General features: G+C 40.5%; 9 protein-coding genes. 4 read left to right on the forward strand and 5 right to left on the reverse strand.

The genetic code is table 11. The features are described 5' to 3' along the window. Positions 1-8: 8 nt before the first annotated feature. The 4 genes from FBT53_RS08375 to FBT53_RS08390 all read left to right on the forward strand — a co-directional run bounded on the left by FBT53_RS08375 (position 9) and on the right by FBT53_RS08390 (position 6412). Positions 9-1523: a RagB/SusD family nutrient uptake outer membrane protein gene (locus FBT53_RS08375; protein WP_136950732.1), complete on the forward strand. Its 1515-nt coding sequence runs from the start codon at positions 9-11 to the stop codon at positions 1521-1523. Between the two features lie 56 nt (positions 1524-1579). After that, positions 1580-2767 (forward strand): glycoside hydrolase family 88 protein, encoded by a 1188-nt coding sequence (locus FBT53_RS08380; RefSeq protein WP_136950733.1) that lies wholly within the window; start codon positions 1580-1582, stop codon positions 2765-2767. Between the two features lie 95 nt (positions 2768-2862). After that, positions 2863-5265 carry a glycoside hydrolase family 2 TIM barrel-domain containing protein gene (locus tag FBT53_RS08385; protein WP_136950734.1) on the forward strand — a complete coding sequence of 801 codons (2403 nt, stop codon included), beginning with the start codon at positions 2863-2865 and terminating at the stop codon, positions 5263-5265. Between the two features lie 10 nt (positions 5266-5275). Further along, the gene (locus FBT53_RS08390; protein ID WP_136950735.1) at positions 5276-6412 is read left to right on the forward strand and encodes a lactonase family protein; all 1137 of its coding nucleotides are present in this window, start codon (positions 5276-5278) and stop codon (positions 6410-6412) included. 47 nt (positions 6413-6459) lie between these two features. Here the strand turns inward: FBT53_RS08390 and FBT53_RS08395 are convergent, their stop codons facing one another. The 5 genes from FBT53_RS08395 to FBT53_RS08415 all read right to left on the reverse strand — a co-directional run bounded on the left by FBT53_RS08395 (position 6460) and on the right by FBT53_RS08415 (position 12499). Next, positions 6460-8379: a hypothetical protein gene (locus tag FBT53_RS08395; RefSeq protein WP_136950736.1), complete on the reverse strand. Its 1920-nt coding sequence runs from the start codon at positions 8377-8379 to the stop codon at positions 6460-6462. Positions 8380-8498: 119 nt separating this feature from the next. Further along, a complete protein-coding gene (gene rhaM, locus FBT53_RS08400) occupies positions 8499-8813 on the reverse strand; it encodes an L-rhamnose mutarotase (protein WP_136950737.1) in 315 nt (104 codons plus the stop codon). A gap of 21 nt (positions 8814-8834) precedes the next feature. Next, complete coding sequence (locus FBT53_RS08405; RefSeq protein WP_136950738.1) at positions 8835-10148, reverse strand: Gfo/Idh/MocA family protein; 1314 nt, start codon at positions 10146-10148, stop codon at positions 8835-8837. 27 nt (positions 10149-10175) lie between these two features. After that, positions 10176-11384, reverse strand: a complete 1209-nt coding sequence (locus FBT53_RS08410; RefSeq protein ID WP_136950739.1) for an alginate lyase family protein — start codon at positions 11382-11384, stop codon at positions 10176-10178. Continuing rightward, positions 11384-12499, reverse strand: a complete 1116-nt coding sequence (locus tag FBT53_RS08415) for a glycoside hydrolase family 105 protein (protein WP_205729033.1) — start codon at positions 12497-12499, stop codon at positions 11384-11386. Before FBT53_RS08415 ends, FBT53_RS08410 begins: the two co-directional genes overlap by 1 nt. Positions 12500-12518 lie beyond the last annotated feature (19 nt).

Genomic DNA, 12518 nt, shown 5'->3' on the forward strand with positions numbered 1-12518 from the left:
AGAATAATATGAAAAGGTTACAATATATCGGACTATTACTTTCTCTCATATTTATTGGGTGTTCAGATTTAGAAGAAGTACCCGTAGGACAACTTTCTCCTGACGGCTTGATTAATTCCCCCGAAGACGTTCAAACTCTAGTAAATGGTGCCATAGGTAATATGGCTACCGAAGCCTATTGGGGAAGAAAATTATCATTACCTATTATGTTACGGAGTGATATGGTTTCTATAGGCGATCAAGGAACTCCTGGTCGTAGGCAAGATGTTGACCGGTTTTCAATGGCCTCAGATAACGGAATGGTAACCGCTTTATGGCCTAGAGCTTATCAAGTTATTGCAGGTACCAATGAGGCTATTGCAGCGGCAGCTAGGTTAGATTCACCAGCTGAGCAATTAAATCCAGTAGTGGGTCAAGCCTATTTTTTTAGAGCATATACTTACTATCATTTAGTGCGCTTATTTGGTGACATACCTTATTTAGATGCACCTGTAGAAAATATAGATGATGCTAAAACCATCTCTAAGACATCTGCAGACCAAGTTTATGCCAATATTATTGCAGATTTAGAAATGGCCAAAGAAATGTTACCAAACACACAATCTGTTAGAGCGTTACCCAGTAAAGCTACAGCTGCAGCATTCTTAGCTTCGGTATACTTAACTTTAGGAGAATTTCAAAATTCTTATAATGAAGCAAAATTTATTATCGATGGTGAAGCTGAATTTAATCTTGGCTTAGCGAGTGATTTTCAAGATTTATTTGACCATAGTAAACAGGCCGGTTTAAATGAATTTTTGTTAAGTCTAGATTTTAATGGCTTTAGTGAAGGTAATGATGGAAGAGACTATACCCCTGCACTTACTGGAATTAGAGCAAACGAACGCGGTAATATTGGTGGTGGCTGGTCTGTTGCCGTACCCACGATTAATGTATACAACTCATGGGACGGACGGGATTACAGAAAAGCGGTAAGTCTAGATACCACTGGTATCTTTGGAGGTGAAGAATTACGCTTCGATAGATTCCCCGAGTTTGATTCAAGAAACATTCAGAGTGCTTATATCGCAAAATATACTCGCGCAATCGGACCTACAGGAACAGGCAATGGTAGAGCCTCTAGTCTTAATTATGCACTTATGCGGTATGCTGAAGTGCTTTTGATTGCGGCAGAAGCATTAAACGAAATAAGCCCCGGTTCAGGTGAGGCTGTTGGGTATATAAATCGCGTAAGAGCAAGAGCAAGAGCGGGTAATGGTTCTGATTTTCCTGCGGATGTAGTTAGTGGACTTTCCCAAGAAGAATTTAGAGATTTAGTACTTGAGGAACGTAAATGGGAACTTGCTTTTGAGTTCAAGCGATGGTATGATATTAAGAGAAGACAACTGGGATCAGAGGTTTTTGGTCCAAATGGCTTAGAACCACAACCCAATTTTGACCCATCAAGAGATTATTTGTTCCCCCTTCCTTTTGATGAGTTAGATCGTAATCCAAACTTAGCACCGAACAATAAAGGTTATTAATATTCCCTCAGAAGATGTGGCCTTGAAAAAGGCCACTCTTTTTTACCCTTCAATGTATGACTTCAAAAATTAAGTATTTAGTTTTTGTCCTAACCTTTGCCTCGCTATTTTTAGCCTGCAAGAAAGAGACAAAAGAATTTAAGGAAACCCAAGAGGCAACTATTGATTCCTTATTATCCGTTAGATTCAAACACCTTTTAAAGCATCCTGTTGACTCCCTCAGCTTCCCCAGAAGCTATTCCCTAGAGAAAAAAGAAATCAACAAAGTTCCCTCCAAAGATTGGACCAGTGGTTTTTACCCCGGCAACCTTTGGTTGTTATACCAACTTACAGGTGACGAACGGTTCAAAGAACAAGCAATAAAATGGACTGCATTAATTGAAAAAGAAAAATATAATGACCAGACCCATGACATGGGTTTTAAAGTCTATTGCAGTTTTGGTCAAGGTAACAATGTACAACCCAACCAATCATATGATGACATCATCGTAGAAAGTGCCAAAACCCTTAGCACTCGATTTAATAAAAATGTTGGCAGTCTCCGTTCTTGGGATTTTAATAAGGATATCTGGGAGTTTCCCGTCATTATTGATAACATGATGAATTTGGAATTGCTCTTTGAAGCTACTAAAATTTCAGGGGATAGTACCTACCATGACATTGCAGTATCGCATGCCACCACTACCCTTAAAAATCATTTTAGAGATGACCATAGCAGTTACCATGTAGTGGTTTATGATACAATTACGGGCAAAGCCAAAGACAAGGTTACCCATCAAGGTTTTGATGCTAATTCAGCATGGGCTCGCGGTCAGGCTTGGGCAATTTATGGCTATACCATGACCTACAGATATACAAAAAATCCAAAATTTTTGCAGCAAGCCATTGCTACTTTTGACTTCTACCTGAACAATCCTTCTCTAAGAGATGATGGTATACCCTATTGGGACTTTAATGACCCAGAGATTCCTAATGCAGTACGTGATGTTTCTGCTGCGACCATAATAGCATCCGCCTGTTACGAACTACATACCTATACTGACTCTCCAATGTATAAATCCTATGCCAATAAGGTTTTAAACACCCTAAAATCAAAAGAATATATTTTAGAAAAAAGTATAAATGCACCTTTTATATTAAAGCATAGCACAGGTAATTGGCCTAAGAACGACGAAATGGATGAACCTATAGTTTATGGTGACTATTATTTTCTAGAGGCTTTGTTAAGACAGCAAAAAATATAAATAATTTAAGGTCTGTTCTTCTACTACCCTTGGTAGTACAGGATGGATTAAAACCAATCTGACAATATTTTCATCTTTTTTAATAATTACCTCAAATGAGAGCATCAATTATATTTCTAAGTCTACTTTTTTCTATTGTTGGATGTCAAAACAAGGAAAGTACCACCGCGCTTCGAAGCAAAACCAACATTAATGAAGAGTGGTACTATCTTGAAGATAACGCAGAAGGTATTGAGCTCATACAAAATTTAGATTCTTGGGTAAGCATAGATTTGCCCCATACTTGGAACAGTGAAGACCCCACGGATAATGAAGCTGGATACCGTAGAAGTGGTAGTTGGTATAAAAAAGTATTGTCATTTGATGGGATTGATGCAAATACGCGCTACAACCTTTACTTTGAAGGAGCCAATATAACAACTGAAGTCTATGTAAATGGGAAAAAGGCTGGTGGCCATATTGGCGGATATATCGGTTTTGAAATTGATATAACGTCCTATTTGAACAAAGGAAATAATACCATTTTAGTTCGGGTGGACAATGGGTACAATCGTGATGTGATTCCTTCTCAAAAAAGTGATTTCTTTATATATGGGGGAATCACTAGAGATGTCTGGCTTGTAACCAAACCAAAACTGGCTCTCGGCACAGTTAAGGTAACTACTCCGACGGTATCCCACAAAACTGCCGATGTACATCTTGAAATTCCCATCGCTGATTATAATACTACAGCTCCTTTAAATATCAAAGCAGTACTTAAGAATCCTAAAGGAGACGTCGTGGTATCGGCGGAACAAACGGTAAAAGGAGAGACTAGTAAAATGGCATTGACGAATATTGAAGATCCCATGCTTTGGGATATTGACGACCCCAACCTTTACGAAGTGGTCGTATCGCTATTTAAAAATGACCAGTTGCTCGATGAGACAAGTGAAAAAGTGGGCCTACGGTGGTTCGAGTTTAAAAAGAACGGTCCTTTTTACCTCAATGGAAAAAGGGTGCTCTTACGAGGAACCCACCGCCATGAAGAACATGCCGGAGTTGGCGCTGCCATGAGCAATGCACAGCACCGAAAAGATATGGAACAGATTAAGGAAATGGGGGCCAATTTTGTGCGTTTGGCGCACTATCCACAAGACCCTGAAATCTACAAGGCTTGTGATGAGTTGGGTATTCTTGTTTGGGACGAATTACCCTGGTGCCGCGGAGGTTTGGGCGAAGAAATATGGCAAACGAACACCAAAAACATGCTGCGTGAAATCATAGACCAAAACTACAACCACCCTAGTATCATTATTTGGTCTCTGGGAAATGAAATGTACTGGCTGCCCGATTTTGAAAATGGTGATGATATCGATAGAATGAATGCATTTTTGACCGAACTCAACGACATTGCCCATGAAATGGACCCTACACGAAAAACAGCTATCCGTAAATACTATGAGGGCGCAGAAATCGTGGACGTATTTTCACCGTCCATATGGTCAGGCTGGTACTCAGGGAGTTATAAAAGTTATCAGAAGGCGATTGATACTTACAAACCGCAATACGACCATTTTTTACACACTGAATATGGCGGTTCTAGCCACGTAGGCAGGCACACTGAAAACCCTATTACAGGTGAAGGCGTAATTAATTCAGACGGTTGGGAAGAGGCTATAGTACAGACCAAAGTGGCGAATATAGCACAAATTGGGGATTGGAGCGAAAACTATATCGTGGATCTCTTTGATTGGCATTTACGCATTACCGAACAAGATTCCACTTTTGTAGGCAATGCACAATGGGCTTTTAAAGACTTCGGAACCCCATTACGACCCGAAAACGATATTCCATACATGAATCAAAAAGGCTTGGTGGATCGTAACGGCAATCCCAAAGATGCCTATTACGTATTTAAAAGTCATTGGGCCAAAGATCCTTTTGTGTATATCGAATCCAAAACATGGACTGAACGCCAAGGCCCCGCAGGAAAAAAGCGAAACCTTAGCGTATTTAGTAATTGTGATGAAGTAGAACTAACCCATAACGGTATTAATTTGGGTAAAAAGAAAAAGGATATTTCAAAATTTCCAGCATCAGGACTCACTTGGGACATCGACTTTAAGGAAGGAAAAAATGAGTTAATCGCAGTGGGTATCACTAAAGAGGGTATTGTTCAAGACACCTTACTAGTGAACTATCGTTTTCAAAGAAATGACACAGCCAAAGGCCTTGAGCTTTCTTACAAGCTCATGAAAAATGGTAATTATTTAGTTACGGCAACTGCTATAGACAAAGATGGGTTACGCTGCTTGGATTATGAAGACAAGGTATATTTTCAATGCCTTGAAGGCGGAGCAACGCTCAAAAACCAAGGTACCCCCACGGGTAGTGAAATAATAGGTATGGCTAATGGGCGTGCATCCATAGAGATAATTCCCGATAGCACTAAAACAGAATTAACCGTCATGGTACTCAATCAAAATTTTAAGGGTACATATATTATTATACCATAGTTTAGCGCTAATGTATTTTTTAAGATTAATTGTAGGTTTAGTTATTCTGTTAAGTTCTTGCGAAACAAAAAGCTACAGAACCCTAGTTTTTATTGGAAGTTTTACCGAAGGTAAGCCCTCAAACGGCATTCGGGTATATGAATTTGACCAAGCTTCAGGAGAATTAGAATTGCTTTATGAACAATCAAACACCATTAATCCTTCATTTCTAAAAATTTCTGACGATGGGCGCTTTTTATATTCCGTGATGGAAAGTCAGTTGCCCACACATGGCAAGGTTGCCGCTTTTGCGGTGAATGCTATCAATGGAAGCCTATCTTTTTTGGGTTCCCAAGATGCGGGGGGAAGAAATCCTGTTCATTTATCGTTGCATCCCTCTGGGAAACAATTGGTAAACTCCAATTACACGGATGCGGGAATCTCGGTTTTTGCCATAAATGCAAACGGAAGCCTAAACCCATACCACCAACTTCTCCAATTCAAGGACAGCAGTATCATAAAAGCTAGACAGGATAAGGCACATTTACATTCCACCAATTTTACACCCGATGGTGAATTTTTATTCGGACACGATTTAGGTGGCGATAAAATCAGGACGTTTAAAGTAACCGACACTGAAGATAACATATCACTCAAAAACTCTGAAAATATAAAGGCAAAACCAGGTAGTGGCCCACGGCATTTCACCTTCCATCCTAATGGAAAATTTGGCTATGGATTGGCAGAATTAAGCGGTAAGGTTACAGCGTACATGTACACAAAAGGCCATTTAAGTTTTATTAAAGATTATTCCTCCTACGCAATTGAACAAGATTTGTATAGAGCGGCCGATATTCACATTTCACCTGATGGTAAATTTTTATACGCCTCTAACCGCGCACCAGAAGAAGATAGTATTAGCATCTTTTCCATTAACCAAGAAACAGGCAAACTCAATTTAGTAGGTCATCAACCTACACATGGCAAACACCCTAGAAATTTTTGTGTAGACCCGTCTGGCAAATATGTATTGGTGGCCAATCAGTTCAGTGATAATATAGTTGTATTTAAACGCAATTCAAAAACGGGGACTTTGACCAAGCTTTCTCAAGAAATTCAAATGAATAATCCTTCGAGCTTGCAGATGTTCACCTACGAAGTCCCATAAAATTTCTCTTAAACCATTATCCTTATATTCTATAGCTGCAGTAATACCTATACCACTTTAATACTACAATCAATGGAATTAATCCCTTCTTCAAAATCAATTTGCAACGGTATGGCCTGCATACCCGGAACCATATTGAACACCCTACTCTTTTTGGTCTTCCTAATGGTAATCGGAGTATTGACTGAAACCACTACCTTACCCTCTTTTTTATACACCTCAATTTCTTGCTTGGATACTTGTACGACTTTTTCGTAATTAGGGGATATTAAGGGTAACACCAAAGAAGCGGCGCCAGAACTCTGGTCCCAATTTTTGGTCATAGCCGTGATTTTTGTGACCTCATCATCAAAACTATACGTGAGATAAAATTGGGCGTTGGCAAGTTGTTTTTGGTCTTTATCAGTGAGCTGTGTTTTTACACTTATCACAGATTTTCCTGAGGCCTGACTTGTTAAAACATCGGCCTTTCGGTCATACAAATTGGTAAACCAGCTCCCGCCTTTTTTTACTTCCATTCTTGGAGTTAGGGCGATATCTTCATCGTCAGGCTGGGGTTGCTGATTATACGGTTCCACCAAAAGATATTCCGCCATACTGGCTGTAAACAATGGCCCTACTTTTTCGTGCCAAAGCACGGCAAGCGAACCACCAGTGGCAGCCTGGGATAGTGGTTTTTTAAAGACCACATCATTCGACGAAACCGTTGCCCGCCATGGCCCCGTAGAAACCAACCAAACGTCAAGGTCAGAAAAGTGTTTTATACCATAGTTTTTACTTCTAGGTAAAAGTGTTTTGGTATTGACTTCTGGAAGTATTTTAGCATTGTCCAAAACAAACGCTAATGATTTGGCGTGGGCAAACGTGTGATGCAAACAAGGGGTAACACCATGACTTTTGTAATGTAGCCCACCAGACAACAGACCATCTACGGTACATTGTTGTAGAAGTTCGGTGCTGCGGTAGGCAGCTGTACCAAAGGTCGGGTTTCTATCGGCCATCATGGCAAATGCAGGTTGGCACCCATCAGTAGTACGACTGCCCCAGTAACTCCATTTATTCTGGCGCGTACCCCAACTATTGTCCCATGCGCCATCGGGAAGCATGAACTCTAAATGACCCTCCATCGATTTTTGGACTAAGGCCAAAAGTTCTTCATCTTTTATCGCTAAGGCATAAAGTGCAATGCCATTCAGGGTTTCTTCAACATTGTATCCTAAATCAACAGGAAGCAGTCCTTTTTCACTGGGTTCAGTGGCCGGTTTGTTTTCTCCAAAAATGATATGATTGGGTTGGGTTAGCCTTCCTTGGAATTCGCTGGCCAGTTGTTCGGCATGTGCCAAATATTCCTGATTATCAAACATTGTTCCCCAGAGATGAAGCCCGTAAACCGCACTTATGGGATAGTTGGTATGGCTGTAATCGATATTGAAGTTTTTATGTACAAAATCAGCTGCCTTTTTCAACCGCTCTGTCCATTGTTGTTTTATTTCAGGAGGTAAAACATGACCATGGTGATGCAAAGCCTCAGCGAGGGCAATTGCACCAAAAACGGTTATGCCTGGCCATGATTTAGGATTAGGAACTACCGTCCAACTACCATCTTCTTTAGATACATTTTCTGACCATTTCATGACTTTAAGAGCAGCATCTAAATATTTTTGTTCTTCTGTGGTATCTGCCATGTACAAAAACGGATACACCGCATCCATACATCTTCCATGAATTCTATCGCAGGCATCACAGAACAAAGCCCCGTGCAATGCGGGATTGTCTGGATTATCGATTTGGGTTGCGAGCATGGCATCACACCATTCGGTCAACAATTCGGCAGATAAGGTTTTAAAAGGAAGTTCTTCCGCTAGGATTTCGGAGGTATTATTTTTGTTATCCTTGCAGGCATGCATAGGAACTAATAGCCCCATACTGGCCATAAGTGAAAGTTGGGTAAAGCTGCGTCTTTCCATGAAATTAGTGTTAGGTTTTACTCTAATGATACCAATAATAACAAGACTCCTGCATTTTGATATCCTGTACCGTACTGTAAACCACCGTAGACCTAAAATTTTATACTTTAGTGAAAGACCTATTCCATGTAAAACACCTCTTCCAGTGTGGTTGAAATAGGGGAATTATCGGGATTAGTTTCCATAATATCCGCCATAAAGGCCCACCATTTTTGAACGATTGGATTATCGGCTAAATCTTGAGATCCTCCATTACCAAATACCTTTTGAAATGCAAAAAGAGTATCAGTTTCCTCATCAAAAAAGATGGAATATTCGCTTACACCTGATTCTTTTAAAAGTTTTTTCAATTCTGGCCAAAGTTGATTATGACGCGCTGTATACGCCTTTTTTTGACCAGGATTCAATTTCATTTTAAAGGCGATTCTTTTCATAGTATGATGTTTTCGTTGTGATTACGCGTAGTTTCGTTTTTTGCGCTTCCGCATTTTGTTGGCTTCCCTATCATCTTTAAATTTTTCCGTAACGGGATTCCATTGTAAAGGCCGGTTCAATTCATAAGCGATATTCGCTACATGACATAGACTTGCTGACCGATGTCCAATTTCAACATCGCAAATGGGCTGCTGTCTGGTTTTGATGGAATCCAGCCAATTTTGATAGTGATTACCTTGGTCTTTTAACAGTTCTTTGGTATGGTCACCATTGGACATTAAAATGCTGCTTGGTGTCGTTTCCAGAAAACTTCTGCTCACATCCAAACTTCCTTCGCTACCGATAAATCGAACAGCCCAACCTCTACCGAAATCCTCGTGCACCAGTTCAATTCCGTTTTCGTAAAACATTCGTAGGCCCCTTGTGGCTTTTGGGTCTTTTGGCGGGATAAACGATACGGGGCCAGTGCGGTCCATACCTAGGCACCACTGTGCAATATCAAACATATGGGTACCCCAATCGGCCAATCGGCCACCGCCAATTTCTTTAAAATCACGCCATGCCGGATACGTTTTCACCACTTCTGGCGCAATAGTATCATGGTAATGAATTAAAGGCACTGGTCCACACCAAAGATTCCAGTCTACACCTTCGGGAGTTTCTTGAAAGGGCAAATCATAACTTCGATAGGGGTCGCCCACATTGACCAATACTTTTTTGATGTCGCCCAACTTACCGGACTTCACAATCTCATTGGCTTTGATAAACCTTTCCCACGAGCGTTGCATACTGCCTACCTGCAAGACGCGGTCATATTTTTTTAAGGCATTGACCATGTCTCTACCATCTTTTATGGTATTGGTCATAGGCTTTTCACAGAACACATCCTTTCCCGATTTCATAGCGTCAATGGATTGTTTGGCGTGCCAATGGTCTGGGGTAGCAATTACTACACCATCAATATCCTTTCTTTCCAAGAGCTCTTGGTAATTCAAATATGTAGTAACGGTATCATATCGGGAAAGACCTTTTTTTTCTGCATAATACTGCCCTACTAGTTCTTTGAACCCTTCCCTTTTGGATGACCATACTTCAGCACCGGCCACGATTTGAGCAACTGTATTCGAAATAAACTTATTAGCCAGAATACCGCCCTGCTTCCCTAGACCTATATAACCCAAATTGATTTTGTCATTAGGAGAGGTGAAACCACGACCCAAAACATGCCTTGGAACTATAGTAATTAATCCAGTGGCCATGGCCGTATTTCTTATAAAGTTCCGTCTGGAAATACTTTTATTTGTTTGTACCGTTTCTTCTTTGACTTCTTTCATAAGTTTCCGCTTCGTTTCATCTAGTTATCATTCTGCCATACAAGGATATATAAGTTGTTGGATGTCCTCCACATTTTTAAGCTGAGCCAACACATCACAGTAGTCTGAAATACCCATCATACTTCCTGAATTTACAAACATTCTACGTAATCTTTCTATTGCTTTTTCCATACTACCCAATTGTTCATAAGGCCATATATTTTTATCATCCAAATAGGCATATAAAAAATCATATGCCTTTTTTAGGTCACCCTCCTCCGAGGTACGTTCCCAAAGCTTGACCCCTAATTTCTTTCCATAAAAAGCCAATCGGGTTAACGCGGAAAGGTTCAAAATACTATAGGTAAGTCCTTTAGTTCGCTTGATTTCATGGGGTTGGCTACCATCCGCCTCTATTTGTACGCTTATACGTTCTTTAAAAACGGAATTGAGTACCGCCTTGGCCTCTTCTGTTTTCCCAAAAAACATTAAAAGTGAAACAACCTGCACATCGTACAACGAGCCATGATTGTTATTTCGGGTTTTTTCAAAAACACCAAAATCGCTGGTTTGTAACCAAAGTAAATAGTCGTTAAGCCATTTCTTAAGCCCAGCACCCATTTGTTGGGGTAAAGTATTTTTCAATTCCAGGATTTCAATGGCCGTGATAATGTGTGAAATGCCAGAAAACTCTATGATTCCAAATCCCCTTCCCGTGTTTTTACCGGGTATACCTTGGGCGTGCTCAAGATTTGGATTCATACGGGTTGCTTCATCCAAAAACCAAACCTTTAAAAGTTGTTGTACCTTTTTTGCATATTTCTTTTCGCTTGAAAAAAAATAGGCCAAAGACAATACCTGCGCATTAGCAATAAAGCGGTCTTTTGCTGGGTCGTCCACATTATTACCGCGGGTCATCGGATTGACCAAACCATCCTTTCGTATCCATGGTAGGCCATTTTTTTTCTCGGGGTCAGGCCACCAGTAGGGCGCTAAACTAAGGTAATCGTGCTTATCCCCACTGGCCGCTACCTGCTTTTTTTGCATTACCGAAAATGGGCCTTCATCTAAGGCCTTGTCCGCTTCATTTATCAATTTTAGGTAGGCGGGCAGGTAATTGGCATCTTCATTTTGAATGGCTTTCTTGACCTCAACCAACTTTTCATAGTCCAAATTGGTCAATTGGGCATTACCTTCCATAAAAAAGCCTAACCCTAGAACGAATAAAAGAAAGTAAACGACTGTTCTTCTTTGCACTAATCCATTTTTAACAGCTCACTACCAGCCAATAAAAAGGCGCCTGTACCATAATTTTGCCAACTGTCCGCCGTTGCTGGTTGCGGGTCTGCCCCAATATCTTGCACCCAGCCTACCATGCCATTTTCATGCTGGCAGGCTACTAAGGCGTTCCAGGCTTTTTTAACTACTGGACCATAAGTAGCTTTGTCAAGTATACCATTGTTTACCCCCCAAGCCAAAGCAAAGGTATAGAAGCCGCTAGCACTGACTTCACCATGGTCCCATGATTCAGGGGAAAGCAAACTTGTTCTCCAAAGACCGTCTTCATGTTGTAGGTCTTTAATTTTAGCGGCCATTTCTTTGTAAAGGTTGATGTAGAAATCACGATGTTCGTAGTCTTTGGGCAAATCGGTCAATACCAATACTAGACCGCCCAAAACCCATCCGTTTCCACGTGCCCAGAATATTTTTTTACCATTGGGTTCTTTTAAATCTTTATCATTGACGCCCCATTGATAACGGGTATCTCTGGCAAAGAGGTGTTCCTCTTTATCAAACAATAGGTTATAAGTTTCCATGTAATATTTGTGCATCGCATCCAAATATTTTTCTTCTCCCGTTTGTTTGGCATAAAGAGTAAGTACCGGTGGCGCCATAAAAAGCGCATCACACCACCACCATAGTATTTTTTTGAATTCCATTTTATCCGAGCCGTCTTTCCACTTGTTAGGTTCGTACAAATGAATATCTAAAAATTCTTTTGTTGGTCCCAAATCTACTAGATTCTGTCTCGTAGAATTAGCATAGAGATAGGAATAGGAAATCGCCACATCATCCGCATGATAGGTTCTGTAAAGCGGTTTCCATTCATTTCGATACCCCTGAGTTTTAAGCGCAGCCAAAAATATAGGGTTCCTAGTAGATTCATGAGCCTTTGATACACCAACGTAATAGGCACCGTTGGTCCAATCGGTTGGTGCTAGGGCAAAAATAGGATGGGCCTCTTGCCACTCCATGGCACGCACCATTGCGTGTTCAATTTTTTCTTTATCTAAGGTCATTTGTGCCTGTACGCCTAAGCATAGCAAAAATAGGAAGACACTTTTGTACATTGTATTTGGTGTTCGTCTCATTTGTATCGTTTTACTTGTT

This window comes from Flavobacterium sp. ASW18X (assembly GCF_005144745.1).
GTDB lineage: Bacteria > Bacteroidota > Bacteroidia > Flavobacteriales > Flavobacteriaceae > Croceivirga.